Consider the following 19,152-nt stretch of genomic DNA (forward strand, 5'->3'; position numbering starts at 1 on the left):
AGATCGACTTCGACTTCATGAACCTCAACCAGGCCGCGCACGGCGACCGCGAGTTCGGGTACATCCAGACGCGACTCGGGGTGCCGCGCACCACGGTGGTCGGCCACGTGAGCGATCCGGCCGTGACCTCCCGCATCGGCACCTGGATGCGCGCTGCGGCCGGCTGGGCCGCGACCCGCTCGCTGAAGCTGGCGCGTTTCGGTGACAACATGCGTTTCGTTGCGGTCACCGAGGGCGACAAGACGGAGGCCGAGCTGCGCTTCGGCGTGCAGGTCAACACCTGGGGTGTGAACGAGCTGGCCGACGCTGTCGCCGCCGCGTCGTCCTCCGACATCGACTCGCTGGTCGCCGAGTACGAGGAGCTGTACGACGTCGTGCCCGAGCTGCGGCGCGGCGGAGACCGCCACCGGTCGCTGCGCGACGGCGCGGCGATCGAGCTGGGGCTGCGCTCCTTCCTCGAGGAGGGCGGCTTCGGCGCGTTCACGACCAGCTTCGAAGACCTCGGGGCGCTCCGCCAGCTGCCCGGCCTCGCGGTGCAGCGCCTGATGGCGGAGGGCTACGGCTTCGGTGCGGAGGGCGACTGGAAGACGGCCATTCTGGTGCGCGCCGCGAACGTCATGGGCGCCGGGCTCCCCGGCGGGGCTTCGCTGATGGAGGACTACACCTACGACCTCACGCCGGGGGACGAGCGCATCCTCGGCGCTCACATGCTGGAGGTCGCGCCCTCCCTCACGTCGGCCCGGCCGAGCCTGGAGGTGCACCCGCTGGGCATCGGCGGAAAGGACGACCCGGTGCGCCTCGTCTTCACCGCCGATCCCGGTCCCGCCGTGGTGGTGGCGCTGTCGGACATGCGCGACCGGTTCCGTCTCGTGGCCAACGTGGTGGAGGTCGTGGAGCCGTCGGCCCCGCTGCCGAAGCTTCCCGTCGGCCGGGCCGTGTGGAAGCCGGCCCCCGACTTCACCACGTCGGCGACGGCGTGGCTGGAGGCCGGCGCGGCCCACCACACCGTGATGAGCACCGCGGTCGGCATCCAGGCGTTCGAGGACTTCGCGCGGATGGCCCGCACCGAGCTGCTGATCATCGACGAGGACACGACGCTGCGCGCCTTCTCGCGCGAGCTCGACTGGAACGCCGCCTACTACCGCCTGGCCCGCGGCATCTAGCCCGAGCCCTGCACGCTCCCGGCCGCCGGCATGTCATCGGCGTCGGCGGTCGGGCCCCACGTACCGCCGAGGCGGCGGATTCTCTGCCGCCTCGGCGGTTCTCGTGCGAGTTCGCGCCCGGACACGCGAAAGGGCGGTCGCCCCGGGGGGACGACCGCCCTGTGGTCATGGCGAGCGCGGCGCGCCGCCCGCATCATGCGGTCCGGCCTGCACCGGCGTGGAGCCCCGCTCGCCGATTGCGTCCGGTGTCGACGACGCGCTCAGGCGGCGACGGCCTTGCGCCCCGTGCCCGCCGAATCGACGGTGACCTTGCGCGGCTTGGCGCGCTCGGCGATCGGGATCAGGACGCTGAGCACGCCGTTGTCGTAGCTCGCGCTGATGCCTTCGGTGTCGACGTCGTCTCCGATGGTGAACTGCCGGAGGTAGCTGCCGAACGGACGCTCCTGCAGCAGCCAGCGGCTGTTCGTGTGGTCGCCTGCCGACCGCTGCGCCCGGATGCTCAGCAGGTGACCGTCGAGGTCGATGTCGATCGAGCCGGGATCGATGCCCGGCAGGTCCGCGTTGAGCAGGTACTTGTCGCCCTCACGGGACAGGTCCACCGGCATCATGCGCGGCTGGCGGCTGGTGTCGAAGACGCTCTGAGCGATCCTGTCCAGCTGGCTGAAAGGATCGAACGACATGGCCATGGGTGTGAACTCCTTTCATCGTGGTGTGCATGGGGTGCGCGCCCGACGCGCGCTTCGCTGAGCGAGGGCTCGATCCGGGCGGACACCGGGCGACCGCGCGGATGCGCGCATCGGGCCCGTCGAGATCGCCGGCGAGATCGCCGTCGAACCGCGCACCGCCGGAATCGCCCGGCGTGGCCGATGGCGGTCCCGGTGTCCCGGCACGGCGGGGAGGCTCCAGGCCCGTGCGCGCGACCAGCGCGGCGAATTCGGCCTCCAGCCATTCCGGATCGGAGCAGATCAGGTCTGCGAACCCTGCCGTCGTCGTCTCGGTCGCCGTCTGCATCCCGGAGCCTCCCGTTCCCCGTCCGAATGAGATTACCTACAGCGTCTGATACAGATTTAATACACCTAGCGCTTGACAAAAGTTCCACTTAACAGCAAACTTTGAGGATGACGGACCGGGCAGGCGACCTGCCGCTCTACAGCATCGCGGTGGCGGCGCAGCTCACCGAGCTCCCCGCGGCGACGCTGCGCCTCTACGAGGAGAAGGGGCTGATCACGCCCGCCCGCACCCAGGGCGGCACACGTCGCTACAGTGACGACGACATCGCGGCCATCCGGGAGGTCGCCGTGCTGCAGGGCGACGGCGTCAACCTCACCGGAATCGGGCGGGTGCTCGAACTGCGAGCCGAGAACGCCGAACTCCGCCGCCGCCTCGACGGCTGACCGGCCCGAGGTGCACGATGGGCTCATGGGCCTGATCGCAGTCACCGGTGTGACCGGAACGGTGGGGCGACTCGTCGCCGACTCCCTGTCCTACGCGGGCGTCCCCTTCCGGATGCTGGCGCGCTCTCCCGAGCGCGCACCACGGTTCCCGAACAGTGATGTCGTCGCCTGCAGCTACGCCGACGCGGCGTCGGCGCGCGCGGCGCTGGCGGGCGTCGACACGCTGCTGATGGTCTCAGCGGCCGAGAACGCCGAGCGACTGCGCGAGCACGTCACGTTCGTGGACGCCGCCGCTGCGGCGGGCGTGCGCCACATCGTCTACACCTCGTTCTTCGGCGCGGCTCCCGATGCGACGTTCACGCTCGCACGTGATCACTTCGCCACCGAGGAGCGCATCGCGGGCAGCGGCATGACGTACACGTTCCTCCGCGACAACCTCTATCTCGACTTCGTCGAGTTCATGGTGGGCGAGGACGGCGTCATCCGCGGTCCCGCCGATCACGGACGCGCCGCCATGGTCGCGCGGGCGGATGTCGCCAGGGTCGCGGCCGTCGCGCTCCTGCATCCCGAGCAGCACCGCGATGTCGCGTACGACCTCACCGGCCCGGAGGAGCTGACGATGGCAGAGGTCGCCGAGAAGCTGACCGAGCACCTCGGCCGGCCGGTGTCCTTCCACGACGAGTCGGTGGAGGAGGCGTACGAGTCGCGCAAGAAGTGGCACGCCCCGCGGTGGCAGTACGACGCGTGGGTGTCCACCTACACGGCGATCGCCGCGGGCGAGCTCGCCGGCGTCAGCGGCGACGTCGAGCGCGTCACGGGTCGCCGCCCGCTCTCTCTCGACGAGTACCTCGCCGGCGAGCAGTGAACGCGCCGAAGGGCACGTCGTCGTCGCTTTCCTGACCGAGAAGCGACAACAACGTGCCCTTCGTGGAGTGGGTTACCGCTGGTCGTCGTCGCCGAAGTGCCCGTGGACCGGGACGATCTGCGTGACGGCGCCGGTGGTCGGGCTCAGCAGCACTTCGCGCTGCTGCGGGTGGCGCCAGTCGAACAGCCCGTTCAGCGAGCCGGCGCGCGCGTCGAACGACGAGTCGCCGATCCGTCCGGTGCTCCAGTTGTCCTCGATGAACTTCAGCGGGCTGGTCTGCTCGATCGCGGTGTGGTCGACCTTGTTCTGCGCGGCCCACGGCGAGACCACGAGGAACGGCAGGCGCTGGCTCGGGCCGCAGCGGTCGGCGTAGCCGCCGGCCACCTTCGGGACTCCGGTGCAGACCGACGAGTCGACCGTGGCGTCGTGCGAGCCGTTCGCCACGGTCGGCGCGACGTGGTCGTACCACCCGTCCGAGTCGTCATAGGTGACGATGACCGCGGTGCTCTTCCAGTCCTTCGACTTCTGGAGCGCGTTGATCTCGTTCACGACGAACTTCTGCTCGTCCAGCGGGTCGGAGTAGCCCGCGTGGCCGTCCTGGGCCTCCGGGGCCTTGAGGAACGAGACGGCCGGCAGGTTGTTCGCCGCCAGTGCTGCATCGAACGAGGTGAGGTCGTACTGGTGGTTGGCCTGGTCGGTGTGACCGATGGCCTTGGTCGACGTCGGCGGCAGGTGGTGCGGGTTCGACGTGGACTTGTAGTACGCGAACGGGTTGTGGTGCGGCGAGTAGTCCTTGGGAGTCGCGCCTCCGACGTTCGCGGTGGTCGCGTCGCACCGGGCGTAGCTGCCGGCCTGGCCGTTCCACGCGGTGGTCGGCGTGAAGCCGCCCTGGAACCAGCCCCAGGTCACTCCGCGCGCGTTGAGCAGGTCGCCGACGTTCTTGCCGGACATGCCGACGAGCGCCGACGTGGAGGCGTGGTCGTTGTCCGAGCAGTCGTCGTACACCGGGTCGGGGTCGCCGATCACCGTCCCGACACCGGCCGCGTTCGCCGAATGGACGGCCGTGGAGGCCGGCAGGACGGCCCCGGTCGTGGGGTCGTACGCCGTGCCGCCGTGCGTCTGGCCCGAGATCAGGTTGAGCGCGCCGGGGGTGGAGGGCCCGAACGTGGTGTCCCACATGTTGTCGCTCATGGCGTAGTTCTGGGCGTAGTTCCAGAGCCCGGTGACGGTGTTGCCGTCGTAGTAGTCCATGACGAGTCCCGGCTGCCCGAACGCGCCGGTGCAGGTGTCGGTGGAGGTCTTCTGGACGAACATGTCCATCTTGCCGTCGTCGACAGCGCCCTGCTCTGCCGCGTAGCCGTGGTTCTGGTCGCAGGTCAGCGCCTGCGCCGGGGTCAGCCGCGACGGCTTGTAGAGGTTCGGGTTGTCGGTGAGGGTCCCGCTGGTGACCAGCGTGTTCGCCTTCGGGGTGTTCGGTGCGGCGTGGAACGGCGTCCCGTCGGTGTTCGCCACGTTCGGGTAGGTGCCGAAGTAGTGGTCGAAGGAGACGTTCTCGTCGAAGATCACGACGAGGTGCTTGATCGGGGTCCGGGTCTGGTGCGAGTGGTCGGGAGATCCGTGCGCGGGGAACGCCGACGCCGGGGCGACGGCGAGCACGCCGGCTCCGACGAGGGTGGCCGCGCCGAGCAGCGCGAGACCGGCCGAGGCGACCGGGTGGCGGCGCAGACGGGAGAGTCTGGACACGTTTCCTGCTTCCTTCTTGTGGGTGGGTGTTACGGGACCTCCGGGTGCGGGCTCGGACGCCGACATGCTCACGCGAGCATGGTACGTCCGAGCCAGTCGGAGGAGTTGCGGGCGCCGGGGAGCGCGAAGTAGTAGCCGCCGCCGAACGGCCGGACGTAGTCGGTCAGCGGCTCGCCCGCCAGGCGCTTCTGCACGGCGACGAACTGGCGGTCGAGGTCCTGGTTGAAGGCCACGAAGATCGGCCCATGTCGAGTGTGCCGTTGGCGTCGACGCCGCCGTCGTAGTTGTAGGCGCGGCGGAGCATCCGCTGGCCGGCCGTGGCCGTGGTGCGCGGGTTGGCGAGCCGGATGTGGGCGTCGAGCTGGATGACGTCGCCGGTGGGGTCGTTCTCGTAGTGCGGGTCGTCGTGCTCGGCCGAGGCCGTGAGCGGTGCTCCGGTGTCGCGCCGGCGGCCGATCATGTTCTCCTGCTCGTGGAGGTTCACGCGGTCCCAGAACTCCACCAGCATGCGGATGAGGCGGACGACGTGGTAGCTGCCTCCCGCCGCCCACGCGGGCTCCCCGGCCGTCGCGTCCGTCCAGACGAGCTGCTTCATCAGTGCGGCGTCGCCGGTGTCGGGGTTGCTGGTGCCGTCTTTGAACCCCATCAGGTTGCGCGGGGTGCCGGTGGGCCGCGGAGGCGAGACGAAGCCGTCCTGCCGCCAGCGCACGCCCATCCCGCCGCGGGTGGCGCGGGCGATCTCCCGCACCGCATGGGTGACGGCGTCGCGGTCGTCGGCGCAGACCTGCAGCAGGAGGTCGCCGTCGCAGACGTCGCGGCGCAGCGCGTCGTCCGGGAACTCGTCCATCGTGCGCAGCTTCGCGGGCTTGACGGAGGCGAGGCCGTAGCGGCCGTCGAACAGGGACGCCCCGGCGGAGAGCGTGACCGTGAGCCCGTCGGGGACGACGGTCGGTCCGAGCACGCCCGAGTCGCGCGGCGGGGCGGTCAGTCCGGGGTCGGGAGGCGTGCCCCCGGTGGTCAGGAACCGTGCGCGTTCGGTGATGGTGCGCAGCAGGTCGGCGAGCTCGGCCCGGGAGGCCGCGGTCACGTCGAGCGCGACGAACGCGGCCGAGCGCTGCGCGGGTGTCAGGATGCCCTGCTGGTGGTCGCCGTGGAACGACGGCTGCGACCGCGGCCGGGCTCCGGAGCCCGCCGCCGAGCCCGCCGCGGCCTCCCGTCCGGAGCTCGCTCCGCCCGTGGCGGCGGCACCGGCCGCGAGGCCCGCGCCGGCGTGCAGGAAGTCCCGTCGTCCGATGCCTGTCACGGGTCCCTCCTCGGGTCGCAGATGGCCGCAACGGGGGCGAGCAGCTCGGCGGTCTCGCTCAGTGCCGCATCGACGTGCTCCCGCTGGGCGGTGGTCAGCGACGAGAGGCGCGTCCACGTGCCGTCGGCGCCGCGGAAGCTCTCGACCAACTGCTGCGTCGTCGCGATCGACCGCTGGGTCGCGGCGAGTCCGGGGTAGCGGGTGGCGAGGATGCCGTTCAGCGGTGCGAGGGCCTGGGCCGTACCGGTGAGCGTGGCGTCGACGGTGGCGAGTTCGGTTCCCGAACCGGCGTCGGCCGCGCCGCCGAGCACGTCGCGCAGGGCGTCCTCCACGATCTCGTGCGCGCGCAGCCCCATGTCGCCCGGGTCGATCTGCGTGGCGGGGAAGGCGGCGATCAGAGCGTCGACGTCGCGCACGAGCGCCTGCGCCGGCTCGACGACGGTCGCGGCGGGCGCGCCGCTGAAGAGCGGCGCTTCGACGGCGTGGAAACCGGTCGGTCCGTGGTTGGGGAGGCCGTCGATCGCGTCACCGAGTTCGCCGAACGCACCGTAGGCGCCCCCGAGCGTCTCATAGGTCGTGTGGGCGGTGAGCCAGTCGCGGCGTGCGGCCGCTGAGTCGCCCTCCTCGGCGTCGGCCGCGACCGCTGCGACCTGCCGGCGCAGTGCGGGGAGGCGCGACGCGACCCAGGCGCCGTAGCTCTGGGCCGCCGGGATGAGATCCGTGCGGGTCACCGGGACGATGCCCGGAGTGAGTGCCGAGCCTTTCGGTGCCGGCCCCACCGCGACCGTGGGACCGCGCACGGGGTCGGCGTCGGCCGGCAGGCAGACGAACCGGTAGCGCCCGGACCCCAGAGTGACCCGCGCGTGTGCGTGGGCGCCAGCTCCGATGCTCTCCAGGTCGAGGTAGACCTTCTGGGTGTCGATCGCCTGGAGGTAGACCTCGAGGCCGCCGACCGCGGTGTTCTCGACGTCGAAAGCGGCCGCGCCTCCTGGCGCCTTTCCGCCCGATCCCCAGCCGCCGCCGCAGTCGTCCATCCCCGCCGTCACCGCGATCTCGGCGGCCGGTTCGGCGCTGACCGCGGCCGGCCGTGCCGCCAGGGCGAGCACGATCACGACGGCGACCACGGCCGCCATCACGCCGAAGAGCGCCGTGAGTCGGGCGCGCGTGGACATCGGCGGAAGGCCTCCTGGTCGTGGTCAGGAGCGAGCCTAGGAGGCGGCTGTGCGCCGCCGGGCGGCCTTCACGCGATGTTCACCCGCCTGTCACGGGTTCGCCCCCGAACGGGGGACGAGGCCCGGGGACGAGGCCCGGAGGCGAGGCCGGGCGGCGACGCCGGGCAGCGCCACGACGGACCGGCACGCATCGTCTACCCGCGGTGGGCGTTTCGGTGTACCTTCCGACATTTGGGTTCTTCTAAAGAGAGCGCGTCCATGAGAGCATTCAGTTCATGAAGGATTCTCACGGTATTGATGTCGCTGAGCCCGCGTCCGCTCACGGCCCCGGTCGTGCGCCTGCAGGAATCCCCCTCACCATCCGCCTGGGCGAGCGCGAGTTCGCCGCGCTGGTCAGGATCGCCCGCCATCGCGAGACGACGGCGGCCGAACTGGTCGAGCAGTTGGTGCTGCACGCGCTGAGCCGGGCCGATGTGCCGCCTCCCGCCGAGTCGCACCCGGCCCGCAAGCACACCACGTACGAGGAGGCCACGGCCGGGTTCCGCTCGGATCACGGGGCCAGGACCGCGCCCGACATGTAGTGGTGCCGCTCAGAGCGACCCAGACGTGAGTAATCGTGGGAATCGGCCCTTTGATTCCCGCGATTACTCACCTCTGGGTGTCCGGCTCGGCGCTCGAGGCGATCGGGGCGCGGGCTCGGGTTACTGCCGCTCGGAGTGACCGAGCGCGTGGACGGGGATGCCGAACGACAGGGCCACGCAGAGGATCCCCGCGAAGAACACCAGGCCTTCCCACCCCGGCAGCGTGACGGCCAGGCCGAGGAGGAAGAGCCCTGCCAGGAAGAGGAGCAGGCAGAGGATGAATGCGATCACGTCTCCCATGCCGCAACTATCCACCCCGGCTCCCGGCTTGGCAAGAGCGCGCCGGGCGCGCGAAGCTGGGCCGGTGGAGCGGCGAACGGTGGAGCGGCGAACGGTGGAGCGGCGAACGGTGGAGGAGAGTCCCGCCCGCGCACGCGGCGTCCGCCCGCTCCGCGGGATCGGCGTCCTCCTGGCCGACTGGGGGTACGTCCTCCGCCACCAGCTGCGCGCCGCGTTCGACCGGGGCGAGCCCGCCGCCCTCGTCGACGAGAGCGGAACCGGTGAGCCGGTGATCCTGTTGCCGGGGATCTACGAGACGTGGCGGTTCCTGCACCCGCTGGCCCGTCGCCTCCACACCGCCGGGCACCCGGTGCACGTCGTGGCCGCCCTCGGCGACAACCGCATGTCGCTGCAGGAGGCCGCAGACCTGGTGCAGCGCCACCTGCTCGAGAATCATCTGGGCGACGTGACGATCGTCGCCCACAGCAAAGGCGGCCTCGTGGCGCGCGCTCTGCTCGCCCGGCCGGAGGTCGCCGCGCGCATCCGCCGTGTCGTGGCGATCTCCACACCGTTCTCGGGGTCGGTACTGGCCGGCTGGATCCCGATCCCCGCCGTGCGGGCGCTGCGACCCACCGGTCCGGACTTCGCCCGGCTGGCGGCCGCCGAGACCGACCTCTCGCGCATCGTGTCGATCTGGGGCTGGTACGACCCGCACATTCCGGGGGGATGCGCACTGCCGGGGGCGCGCAACATCGAGGTTCCCGTGGGTGGGCACTTCCGCATCCTCGGCAGCCCCCGCGTGCTCGCCCTGGTGGACGACCTCACCGACATCTGATCCGGCCGACGCGCACCCTGTTGCGCATTCGTCGCACAACGCTATCCTCTGCCTCGTGAAGGCCGGTCCGCCCTGCCGCGGATCGTGGACGGGAGGGCGACCATGATGCGATCGACACGGAGGCCGCCCGTCGGCCTCCTCGGTGCCTGCGCCGCCGCCGCTGCCGTCCTCGGCCTTCTCGCGGGCTGCGCAGGCACCCCGAGCGGTGCGGCGGTCGTCGGCACGTGGGGCTCGACCGCCGCGAAGCAACCGAATCTCACGATCGAGAACGACGGCGCCTTCTCGGGCACCGACGGCTGCAACCGGCTCACCGGTCGCGGTTCGATCGACGGCGACAGCATCACGTTCGGCCCCATCGCCAGCACCATGATGGCGTGCACCGGGGTCGACGAGTGGCTGGGCAAGGCCGCCACCGGAACGGCCAAGGGCTCCACCATGGTCGTCTACGACGAGGGCGGAAACCAGATCGGAACACTCGACAAGAAGTGATCCGCGGGACCGGAAGGAGGCGCGCGGATGGCGCGGCTCGAGTCAGACATCCCCTCGGCGAGCGGGAGCACCCGCGTCGCACCCGCCTACACCGGGCGCCTGTCGCGCAAGAGGCCGCCGGACGTCCTCCCCGATGAGGCCACCGATCCGGCCTCCACCTACCGGTTGATCCACGACGAACTGCTGCTCGACGGCAGCTCGCGGCTGAACCTCGCGACCTTCGTCACCACGTGGATGGACCCGGAGGCCGAGATCCTGATGGCCGAGGCGTTCGACAAGAACATGATCGACAAGGACGAGTACCCGGCGACGGCGGCGATGGAGCGCCGCTGCGTCTCGATCGTGTCCGGCCTCTTCAACGCCGAGCCGGGCGAGCCGACCGGCGCCGCCACCATCGGCTCCAGCGAAGCGGTCATGCTCGCGGGGTTGGCGCTCAAGTGGCGGTGGCGGGCGCGCCGTGCGGGAGCGACGGGCGGCGTCGAGCCGGGAGGCGTCCCGAACCTGGTGCTCGGCTCGAACGTCCAGGTGGTGTGGGAGAAGTTCTGCCGCTACTTCGAGGTGGAACCGCGTTATCTGCCGGTCGCGAAGGGGCGGTACGTCATCACCCCGGAGCAGGTCGTCGACGCGGTCGACGAGAACACCATCGGCGTGGTCGGCATCCTGGGCACGACCTACACCGGCGAGCTGGAGCCGATCGCCGAGATCTGCGCGGCCCTCGACGCCCTGGCCGCCTCGGGCGGCCCGGACGTGCCGGTGCACGTGGACGCCGCGAGCGGCGGATTCGTCGTGCCGTTCCTCCACCCCGACCTCGAGTGGGACTTCCGCCTCCCGCGGGTGGTCTCCATCAACGTCAGCGGCCACAAGTACGGGCTGACCTATCCCGGCATCGGGTTCGTGGTGTGGAGGTCGCCGGAGCACCTGCCGGAGGATCTCGTCTTCCGCGTGAACTACCTGGGTGGCGACATGCCGACCTTCACCCTGAACTTCTCGCGGCCGGGCAACCAGATCGTCGGGCAGTACTACAACTTCGTGCGGCTGGGCCGGTCGGGGTTCACGGCGATCATGGAGGCGTTGCGCGACACGGCGCTCTCGATCTCCAAGGGACTCGCGGAGGACCCGGCGATCGAGATCATCACCGACGGCTCCGCGATCCCGGTGCTCGCCTTCACCCTGAAGGAGGGGACGCCGTACACCGTGTTCCAGGTGTCGCACGAGCTCCGCGCCCGCGGCTGGCAGGTTCCGGCGTACACGATGCCCGCCGATGCGACGGACGTCGCCGTGCTGCGCATCGTCGTCCGCGACGGCTTCAACGCCGACCTCGCAGCCGACCTCGTCACGGATGTGCGCGCGGTCTGCGCCGAGCTCGGCGCGCAGGCGGAGAAGGCCGGCGCGACGGCCGACGCGGCCGCGAAGGCCACGGAGTCGGCACGCACCAAGTCGCACTTCGCGCACTGAGCGGACACAGTCCGTGAGCGGTGAGGGAGGCGCCTGGGAGCGGAACAGGGTCCTGCTCTCGGACGTCTCCTTCTCCGTGGGCTCGGTCTGCTTCGCGGTCGCGGCGCTGCCGTCGGCCGCCGCCGCCCTCGGGGCGATCGCCACCAGCGCGGTGTTCGTGATCGGGTCGGTCTTCTTCACGGCCGGTGCCGGTCTGGCTCTCGGCCTCCCGAACCGCAGCTCGTCGGTGATCCAGTTCGTCGGCACGCTGTTCTTCAACGTGAGTACGTCGCTGGCGCTCGCCGCGGCGGTGCCGGCCGGGGCGGCGGGAGGGACGGGCTGGCGTCCGGACGTCTACGGCTCGATCTGCTTCCTGCTCTCGAGCGTGCTCGCCGTGGTCGCACTCTCCCGCCGGCGCGCCGATACCAGGGACAGTGCGGGAGGCTGGCTCAACCTGGCCGGGTCAGTGCTGTTCGGGTTCGCGGCGGTCGGCGCGTTCGAGCCGCCGGGTACGAACGCCCTGCTGAGCCCGTTCTGGACCGGGGTCGGCACGGTCGGCGGCGCGCTGTGCTTCCTCGCCGCCGCCGTGCTCGGCCTGCTGCCGGCGCCGCGCGCTCAGCGCGCGGGGACGGCCTCGAAGTAGGCGCCCGACGCGAAGTCCTCCAGCAGGGTCGGCCCGGTGGGCGTCCAGCCGTAGCGCTCGCGGGTGATCGCGCTGGAGGCGGGGATGTCCATTGCGAAGAACCGACCGATCCAGCCGAAGTGCGCATCCACCTGCTCCGGTGCGATCGACTCGACAGGCAGTCCGAGGCCGGCGCCGATCGCCTCGGCGATGGCACGGGTCGGGATGCCTTCCTCTCCCACGGCGTGGACGCGCGCGGCGGGTGCGGCCTGCTCGAGCGCGAGACGTACGAGGCGCGCCGCGTCGAGGCGGTGGACGGCCGGCCAGCGGTTGCCGCCGTCGCCGACGTAGCCGGCCACCCCTTTCTCGCGCGCCACCCGCACGAGCTCGGCGCTGAAGCCGTGGTCGCCGCGCCCGTGCACCGTCGGCGAGAAGCGCAGCGCGACCGGGCGCACGCCCTTCTCCGCGTACTCGAATGCGAAGGCCTCACCGCCGCCGCGCGGCGCGTCGGCGCCGACGTACGGCGATGGCACGTCCTCGGTGAGCACCTCTCCAGGCCGCGCGACGATGCCGGACGCGAACAGGAACGGCCGGTCCGAGCCCGCGAGCTCGTCGCCGATCGTCGCCACGACCGATCGTTCGGTGCGGCCCGCGCCGGCGTAGTCGGCGAAGTCGTGCTTGAAGCCGAGGTGGATGACGGCGTCGGCCGCTGCGGCGCCCGACCGGATGCTCTCCAGGTCGTCGAGCGATCCGGCGACGGGCGTCGCCCCCGCGGCACGGATACGTTCGGCCGAGGAGTCGGAGCGGGCGAGCCCGGTCACCTCGTGACCGGCGGTGAGCAGTTCGGGGACGACGGCGGATCCGATCCAGCCGGATGCTCCGGTGACGAAGACGCGCATGGGGTGACCTCCTGAAGTCGGTGTGCAACTCGATGTCAGTGACTGTCGTCAGTGACTGACATCACGATAGCACCGATGTCAGCAGCTGTCATCACCCGGTGCGAACCCGCTACACTGACCGCGTGGGACGCTGGACACCGGACGCGCGCGGCCGCCTCGCACAGGCGGCCATCGAGCTGTACGCGGAGCGCGGCTTCGAAGGCACGACCGTCGCCGACATCGCCGAGCGGGCGGGTGTGACCGAGCGCACCTTCTTCCGCCATTACGCCGACAAGCGCGAAGTGCTCTTCGCGGGGTCATCGGCGATGCAGGAGGCCGTGCTCGCGGCGATCGCCGCAGCACCCGCCGACGCACCGCCGTTCACGGTCGCGGGCGAGGGCATGCGCGCCGCCGCCGCCCTCATCGACAGCGCCGACGCTGACTATCCGCGCCGCCGGTCGGCGGTCATCGCAGCGAACCCCAGCCTCCAGGAGCGCGAGCTGCTCAAGCTGGCCTCGCTCGCCACGGCGTGCGGTGACGCGCTGCGCGCCCGCGGCGTCGCCGAACCGGCGGCGAGCTTGGCGGGCCAGGCGGCGGTCGGGGCGTTCCACGTGGGCTTTGCCCAGTGGATCGCCGGCGCCGCCGACGCGACGCTGACCTCCCACGTCGACGAGGCGCTGCGCACCCTCCCGACCCTCGCCTGATCTCGGGGGCGGCCGCACCGGGGTCGCAACACGCCGCCATCCGGCGGCGATACCGGCGTGTTGCGTCCCCTCGGCGTCGCGCTAGGCGAGAGCCGCGTCGATGGCGGCGAGCTCGCCCGCGGTGAGCGGGGCGGCGTTCAGGGCACCGAGGTTCTGTTCGAGCTGGGCCACGCTGCTGGCCCCGATGATCGCGGAGACGACCACGGGCTCGCGCAGCACCCACTGCAGCGCCAGCTGAGCGAGGCTCTGCCCGCGGCCGGAGGCGATCTCGTTGAGTGCGCGCACCGTCGTCAGCACGTCGTCGGTCAGGTCCGACTCGTGCAGGAACACGCTCGTGACGGCGCGGGAGCCCTCGGGCACGCCGTCGAGGTAGCGGTCGGTGAGCATCCCCTGGGCGAGCGGCGAATACACGATGGCAGCTGCGCCTGCGGCCTCCACCGCGGCGAAGACGCCGTCCTCCGGGCTGCGATCGAACAGGGAGTAGCGCGGCTGGTGCAGGAGCAACGGCGTGCCCGCCGCGGCGAGCAGCTCGGCGGCCTCCGTGGTGCGCTCGGCCCCGTAGTTGGAGATCGCCGGATAGAGCGCCTTGCCCTGCGCCACGGCGGTGGTCAGCGCGCCCATCGACTCCTCGAGCGGAGTGTCGGGGTCGGGCCGGTGGTGGTAGAAGACGTCGACGTAGTCGAGTCCGAGCCGCTTCAGGCTCTGATCGAGCGACGACAGCAGGTACTTGCGCGAGCCGAAGTCCCCATACGGGCCGGGCCACATCAGGTAGCCGGCCTTGGTCGACACCACGATCTCGTCGCGGTAGGCGCGCAGGTCGGTCGCGAGAATCCTCCCGAAGAACTCCTCGGCGGCACCGGGAGGCGGCCCGTAGTTGTTCGCCAGGTCGAAGTGCGTCACGCCCAGGTCGAACGCCCGCAGCACGATGGCGCGCTGCACGTCGTACGAACGCGCGGTCCCGAAGTTCTGCCACAGGCCGAGCGAGAGCGGAGGCAGCTGGAGTCCGCTGTGTCCGGCGCGGCGGTAGCTCATCGAGTCGTAACGGGCGGGATCGGCGACGTGATCGGAGCGCATGCCGACCAGCCTAGATCGCGGAGGCAGTGCAGCGGCCGCTGCGAACCGATTCGTCCCGACACGCCGTCGACCCGAAGGCGGTGACGGCGTGCCGGGACGAATCGATCAGCGGACCGGAGCGCGGCGGTGGCGGCGGAGGAGGAGCACCGCACCCGCCAGGGCTGTCAGGGCCGCTGCGGCGAGCATCGCCCACCACGCCGAGTCGGTCACCGGGCTGCCCCCGGTGTCCGCAAGGGCGCCGTCGGGACCCGTCGGGGCCGCCGGAGCGGGTACGACATCGACCGCGCGGGCGATCAGCGTCGTGACCGTGCTGGTCGCCGGGCTCACCGCATCGACGCCGGCGGGCGGCGTCGCGTTCGCCGTGCCGGTGTTGACCACCGTGCCGAGGAGGGCTTCGGCCTCCGTGACGACGTGGGCGTTGTCGCCGTGGCAGACGATGCTCTCCCCGGGGGCGACCGGGCCCGCCGGACAGGTGACCGAGCCGCTGAGCTGGTCCGTGACCGTGACATCGGTCAGCGTGACGTTGCCCGTGTTGGTGACGGTGAAGGTGTACGAGATGGTCTCGCCCGCGTCGACCGTTCCGTTGCCGTTCTCGTCGCCGGGTACGGCGGTCGTCACCAGGCTCAGCCGGCCGAGCGCCGTCGCCGTCGGCGTGCTGATCGTGTCGGTCGCCGGGACGATCGGACCCACGCCCGCGGGCGGCGTCCCGTCGGCGGTGCCCGTGTTGACGATCTCGCCGCGCACCACGTCCTCCTCGGTCACTGTGTGCGGGTTGTCGCCGGTGCAGGTGATCGTCTGGCCGGGAGCCAGCGGGCCGGCCGGGCAGGTGACGGAGCCGCTGAGCTGGTCGGTCACCGTCACGTCGGTCAGGGTGACCGTGCCGGTGTTTGTCACCGTGAACGTGTACGAGACCGTCTCGCCGGGGTCGACGATCCCGTCGCCGTTCTCGTCGCCCGGCGTCGCCGTCGTGACGATGTCGAGCTCCCCGAGCGCGGTGCCGGCGACCGGGGTGGTCACCGAGCTGCTCGGCGGTGTGAGCTCCGGAGCGCCAGGAGGAGTCGTCGCGTCCGCGGTGCCGGTGTTGGCCACCTCGCCCGCGATGAGGTCGGTCTCGGTGACGGTGTGCGGGGCGTCGCCCGTGCAGACGATGGTCGAGCCAGGGGCCAGCGGACCGGCCGGGCACGTGACGGAGCCGCTGAGCTGGTCGGTCACCGTCACGTCGGTCAGGGTGACGGTTCCGTTGTTGGTCACCGTGAACGTGTACGAGATCGTCTCGCCGACCTCCACGGATCCGTCGCCGTTCTCGTCGCCGGGGACGGCCGTGGTCACGATGTCGAGCGACGACGCCGCGGGCACGGTCGGTGTCGTGGCCGTGCTCGTCGGCGGCGCGATCGGCGCGACGCCGACCGGCACCGTGCCGTCCGCGGTACCGGTGTTGGAGATCTGCCCGGCCACGATGTCCGCGTCGGTGACGGTGTGCGGGGCGTCGCCGGTGCAGGTGATGGTCTGACCCGGTGCGAGGGGGCCGGTGGGGCAGGTGACCGAGCCGCTGAGCTGGTCGGTGACCGTCGGATCCGTGATCGTCACGGTGCCGGCGTTGGTCACGGCGAACGTGTAGGAGACGGTCTCGCCGACGTTCACCGAGCCGTCCCCGTTCTCGTCGCCGGGCACAGCCGTGGTGACGATGCTCAGCGCAGCGGCGGCCGTGGCCGTCGGCGTCGTGGCCGTACTCGTCGGCGGAACGATCGGGGCGACGCCGACCGGGGTGGTCGCGTCGGCGGTGCCCGTGTTCACGATCTGTCCGGCGATGATGTCCGCGTCGGTGACGGTGTGCGGGGTGTCGCCCGTGCAGGTCATCGTCGCGCCGGGCGCGAGGGGCGTCGTGGGGCAGGTGACCGAGCCGCTGAGCTGGTCGGTCACCGTGACGTCGGTCACAGTGACCGTTCCGGTGTTCCTGACGGTGAACGTGTACGAGACGGTCTCGCCCACATCGACGGACCCATTGCCGTTCTCGTCGCCCGGAACGGCGGTGGTGACGATGTCGAGGGCGCCGGTGGCCGGGGCGGTGGGCGTCGTCGCGGTGCTGCTCACCGGGGTCAGCGGAGGAACGCCCGCGGGCGTCGTGCCGTCGGCCGTGCCGGTGTTGCTCACCAGTCCGGCGCGGATGTCCGCCTCCGTCACAGTGTGCGGGTTGTCGCCGGTGCAGGTCACGGTGGCGCCGGGCGCGAGCGGGGTGGTGGGGCACGTGACCGAGCCGCTGAGACCATCCACGACGGACAGGTCGGTGACTGTGACGTTGCCGGTGTTCGTGACCGTGAAGGTGTAGGAGATGGTCTCGCCCGGGTCGACGACGCCGTCGCCGTTCTCGTCGCCGGGCACCGCGTTGGTCACGATCGACAGTGCTCCAGCCGCGGGCCCGGCGACCGGGGTGGTCGCGGTGTCCGTGGCGGGGGTGACGGCGGGGACGCCGGCCGGCGGCGTGGCGTTGGCGGTGCCGGTGTTCGTGATGGTCCCGGCGATGAGGTCGGCTTCGGTGACGGTGTGCGGGTTGTCGCCGGTGCAGGTCATGGACGCGCCGGGTGCGAGCGGGGTGGTGGGGCAGGTGACCGAGCCGCTGAGCTGATCGGTGACCGTCACGCTGCTCAGCGTGACGCTGCCGGTGTTCGTCACCTCGAAGGAGTACGAGACCGTCTCGCCGGGGTCGACGTTCCCGTCGCCGTTCTCGTCGCCCGGGGTCGCGGTCGTGACCAGCGAGAGGGAGCCGACGGCCGAGCCGGCGACCGGGGTGGTCGCGGTGTCCGTGGCGGGGGTGACGGCGGGGACGCCGGCCGGCGGCGTGGCGTTCGCGGTGCCGGTGTTCGTGATCGTCCCGGAGATGAGGTCGGCTTCGGTGACGGTGTGCGGGTTGTCGCCGGTGCAGGTCACGGACGCGCCGGGTGCGAGCGGGGTGGTCGGACACGTCACGGATCCGCTCAGCAGGTCGGTCACGCCGACACCGGTGAGCGTGACGGTGCCGGTGTTCGTCACCGCGAAGGAGTACGAGACCGTCTCGCCCACGTTGACGGACCCGTCGCCGTTCTCGTCGCCGGGGACCGGGTTCGTGACGATGCTCACCGAGCCGACCTGCGGCGCGATCACGTCGATGACCGGCGTGGAGGCGTCGCCGCCGCCGCACGAGCCGTCGTCGCAGCCCGCGTCGGTCGGCGTGATCGTCGCGGTGTTGGTGGCGAGACCGCCGGCGACCGCGGTCGCTCTGATGGTGAAGACGGTCGTCCCGCCCGGCGGGATGGTCGTGGTACCCGTCACGTTCTGGCCGGAGAAGCTGCCGGAGCACGTCCCGGGAGCCGTCGTGGTGCAGGTGACGTCGACCGGGCTCACCGTCGCCGGGAGCGCGTCGGCCAGGTCGGCCGTGCCGGTGTACGCGCGCGAGTTGGTGGCGGTGACCGTGTAGGTCACCGTGTCGCCCACGTTGTAGCTGGTCTGATCGGAGGTCTTGACCTGCCCGAAGTACGGTCCGCATCCCGGGTCCTGGATCGACGACATGCCGTAGATCTGCGCGCCCATGCTCGCGATAGCGGTCGTGGGCAGCGGGTCGGTCGATGACGCCGTCGGGATCGAATCGACCGACCGGAACATCTGGTCGGGGCCGCCGGTGTAGACCACGCCCTCCGCCTGCGTCAGGCCGTACGACGTCGGAATGGTGCCGATCGTGGTGGTCGTCCCGTCCGGGTGGAGGCGGAACAGCGTGGTGGGGATGCCGGCGCCCTGGGAGGTGCTCCCGGACATCAGGATGTCGCCGTCGCTGAGTTGGATGAAGTCACCGGTCGGGAAGTAGCCGGCGGGGTAGCGGGCGAACGGCGTCGCGACACCGGTCGTGACGTCCAGGGTGTACACGAGCTGGTTGTTGGTGAACCCGATGAGCATGCGGCCGTCGCGCGTCGGTGACAGCGCGACGGGGTTGGCGATGACTCCGGTCGACGCTGAGATCGGTACCGAGCTCAGCTCGGCGCCCGTCGCCTTGTCGATGTCGACGAGCACCGGGGCGGGGTTGAGCCCGAGGAAGGTGCCGTAGAGGTGCGTGCCGTCGGAACTGAAGCCGATGTCGCCGTAACTCTGCGACAGCGGTATCGACGAGACCACCGAGCCGTCGGCGGAGACCTCCCTCAGAGTGTTCGGAGCGGTCGTGTTGAGGAAGACGTTCTCGGCCGGACAGTCGACGGCCGCGGCAGCGGGCGCCGCGGTCACCGCGACGGAGACGGCGACGAGGCTCGAGATGCCGAGGAGCGTGGACAACGTGGCCGCGACGCCACTGCGGAGCCGGGTCCGGAGCCGGCCTGCGCGGCCGGCGCGATCGGGCCGGGCCGCGCCTCCCGTCACCCGCTGAGTTCGTGGTTCAGTGCTTGCCATGGACCTTCGTGCCCCCGCTCGTCGATGTGGTGCATCGATAATGGCGGGGCGGCATCGACCGGCATTCGCGGCCTGAGGGCGCGAGACGGCGTTGTACCGTCAGAATCCCTTGGATTCCCGGGGATGCGCAGCGGCAGCCGACCGGCGCGCCTGTTCGGCTCCGCCGGCTACTTAACCAGCCCGATCACCCGGCCGTGCGTGTCGGGCCG

At 71.4% G+C, this 19,152-nt stretch carries 16 protein-coding genes and 1 pseudogene; 9 read left to right on the forward strand and 8 right to left on the reverse strand.

Annotated features, from left to right (window positions below; translation table 11 throughout):
* Positions 1 to 1,163, forward strand: a 1,163-nt coding sequence (locus tag Q0Q23_RS10850) for an L-arabinose isomerase (RefSeq protein WP_295123147.1), incomplete at its 5' end; no start/stop codon positions are given.
* Positions 1,164 to 1,423: 260 nt separating this feature from the next.
* Here Q0Q23_RS10850 and Q0Q23_RS10855 read toward each other — a convergent pair.
* Entirely contained in the window at positions 1,424 to 1,849 is a 426-nt protein-coding gene (locus Q0Q23_RS10855; protein WP_295123150.1) for an Hsp20/alpha crystallin family protein, read from the reverse strand.
* A gap of 432 nt (positions 1,850 to 2,281) precedes the next feature.
* Between Q0Q23_RS10855 and Q0Q23_RS10860 the strand changes: the two genes are divergently transcribed.
* Together Q0Q23_RS10860 and Q0Q23_RS10865 are read left to right on the forward strand one after the other, a co-directional pair.
* Positions 2,282 to 2,557 (forward strand): MerR family transcriptional regulator, encoded by a 276-nt coding sequence (locus Q0Q23_RS10860; RefSeq protein ID WP_295123153.1) that lies wholly within the window; start codon positions 2,282 to 2,284, stop codon positions 2,555 to 2,557.
* A 25-nt stretch (positions 2,558 to 2,582) separates the two neighbouring features.
* Positions 2,583 to 3,422, forward strand: a complete 840-nt coding sequence (locus Q0Q23_RS10865; RefSeq protein WP_295123156.1) for an SDR family oxidoreductase — start codon at positions 2,583 to 2,585, stop codon at positions 3,420 to 3,422.
* Positions 3,423 to 3,494: 72 nt separating this feature from the next.
* Here the strand turns inward: Q0Q23_RS10865 and Q0Q23_RS10870 are convergent, their stop codons facing one another.
* The 3 genes and pseudogenes from Q0Q23_RS10870 to Q0Q23_RS10885 all read right to left on the reverse strand — a co-directional run bounded on the left by Q0Q23_RS10870 (position 3,495) and on the right by Q0Q23_RS10885 (position 7,640).
* Positions 3,495 to 5,165, reverse strand: a complete 1,671-nt coding sequence (locus tag Q0Q23_RS10870) for a phospholipase C (protein WP_295123159.1) — start codon at positions 5,163 to 5,165, stop codon at positions 3,495 to 3,497.
* 68 nt (positions 5,166 to 5,233) lie between these two features.
* Positions 5,234 to 6,468 (reverse strand): annotated as a pseudogene (gene efeB / locus Q0Q23_RS10880) (iron uptake transporter deferrochelatase/peroxidase subunit).
* Positions 6,465 to 7,640, reverse strand: a complete 1,176-nt coding sequence (locus tag Q0Q23_RS10885) for an EfeM/EfeO family lipoprotein (RefSeq protein WP_295123168.1) — start codon at positions 7,638 to 7,640, stop codon at positions 6,465 to 6,467. Before Q0Q23_RS10885 ends, efeB begins: the two are co-directional and overlap by 4 nt.
* Positions 7,641 to 7,915: 275 nt before the next feature.
* Here Q0Q23_RS10885 and Q0Q23_RS10890 point away from each other — a divergent pair, with 275 nt between their 5' ends.
* Complete coding sequence (locus Q0Q23_RS10890) at positions 7,916 to 8,221, forward strand: hypothetical protein (RefSeq protein WP_295123171.1); 306 nt, start codon at positions 7,916 to 7,918, stop codon at positions 8,219 to 8,221.
* A gap of 120 nt (positions 8,222 to 8,341) precedes the next feature.
* Here Q0Q23_RS10890 and Q0Q23_RS10895 read toward each other — a convergent pair whose 3' ends face one another.
* The gene (locus Q0Q23_RS10895; protein WP_295123173.1) at positions 8,342 to 8,521 is read right to left on the reverse strand and encodes a hypothetical protein; all 180 of its coding nucleotides are present in this window, start codon (positions 8,519 to 8,521) and stop codon (positions 8,342 to 8,344) included.
* Positions 8,522 to 8,585: 64 nt separating this feature from the next.
* On the opposite strand from Q0Q23_RS10895, the gene Q0Q23_RS10900 reads away from it, so the two are divergent.
* From Q0Q23_RS10900 to Q0Q23_RS10915, 4 genes are all read left to right on the forward strand, one after another.
* Complete coding sequence (locus Q0Q23_RS10900; protein WP_295123176.1) at positions 8,586 to 9,335, forward strand: triacylglycerol lipase; 750 nt, start codon at positions 8,586 to 8,588, stop codon at positions 9,333 to 9,335.
* A 102-nt stretch (positions 9,336 to 9,437) separates the two neighbouring features.
* Positions 9,438 to 9,824: an META domain-containing protein gene (locus tag Q0Q23_RS10905; RefSeq protein ID WP_295123179.1), complete on the forward strand. Its 387-nt coding sequence runs from the start codon at positions 9,438 to 9,440 to the stop codon at positions 9,822 to 9,824.
* Between the two features lie 27 nt (positions 9,825 to 9,851).
* The gene (locus Q0Q23_RS10910; RefSeq protein ID WP_295123183.1) at positions 9,852 to 11,279 is read left to right on the forward strand and encodes a glutamate decarboxylase; all 1,428 of its coding nucleotides are present in this window, start codon (positions 9,852 to 9,854) and stop codon (positions 11,277 to 11,279) included.
* 13 nt (positions 11,280 to 11,292) lie between these two features.
* Positions 11,293 to 11,901, forward strand: coding sequence for a hypothetical protein (locus Q0Q23_RS10915; protein ID WP_295123186.1), 609 nt, complete (start codon positions 11,293 to 11,295; stop codon positions 11,899 to 11,901).
* Here Q0Q23_RS10915 and Q0Q23_RS10920 read toward each other — a convergent pair.
* Positions 11,874 to 12,779, reverse strand: coding sequence for an SDR family oxidoreductase (locus tag Q0Q23_RS10920; protein ID WP_295123189.1), 906 nt, complete (start codon positions 12,777 to 12,779; stop codon positions 11,874 to 11,876). The genes Q0Q23_RS10915 and Q0Q23_RS10920 overlap by 28 nt on opposite strands.
* A 122-nt stretch (positions 12,780 to 12,901) precedes the next feature.
* On the opposite strand from Q0Q23_RS10920, the gene Q0Q23_RS10925 reads away from it, so the two are divergent.
* Positions 12,902 to 13,462, forward strand: coding sequence for a TetR family transcriptional regulator (locus Q0Q23_RS10925; RefSeq protein ID WP_295123192.1), 561 nt, complete (start codon positions 12,902 to 12,904; stop codon positions 13,460 to 13,462).
* Between the two features lie 81 nt (positions 13,463 to 13,543).
* Here Q0Q23_RS10925 and Q0Q23_RS10930 read toward each other — a convergent pair whose 3' ends face one another.
* On the reverse strand, positions 13,544 to 14,536 hold the full coding sequence (locus Q0Q23_RS10930; RefSeq protein WP_295123195.1) for an aldo/keto reductase: 993 nt from the start codon (positions 14,534 to 14,536) through the stop codon (positions 13,544 to 13,546).
* Between the two features lie 105 nt (positions 14,537 to 14,641).
* Complete coding sequence (locus Q0Q23_RS10935) at positions 14,642 to 18,943, reverse strand: hypothetical protein (RefSeq protein ID WP_295123198.1); 4,302 nt, start codon at positions 18,941 to 18,943, stop codon at positions 14,642 to 14,644.
* Between the last annotated feature and the right edge of the window lie 209 nt (positions 18,944 to 19,152).

This window comes from uncultured Leifsonia sp. (assembly GCF_945957465.1).
Classification (GTDB): domain Bacteria; phylum Actinomycetota; class Actinomycetes; order Actinomycetales; family Microbacteriaceae; genus Leifsonia.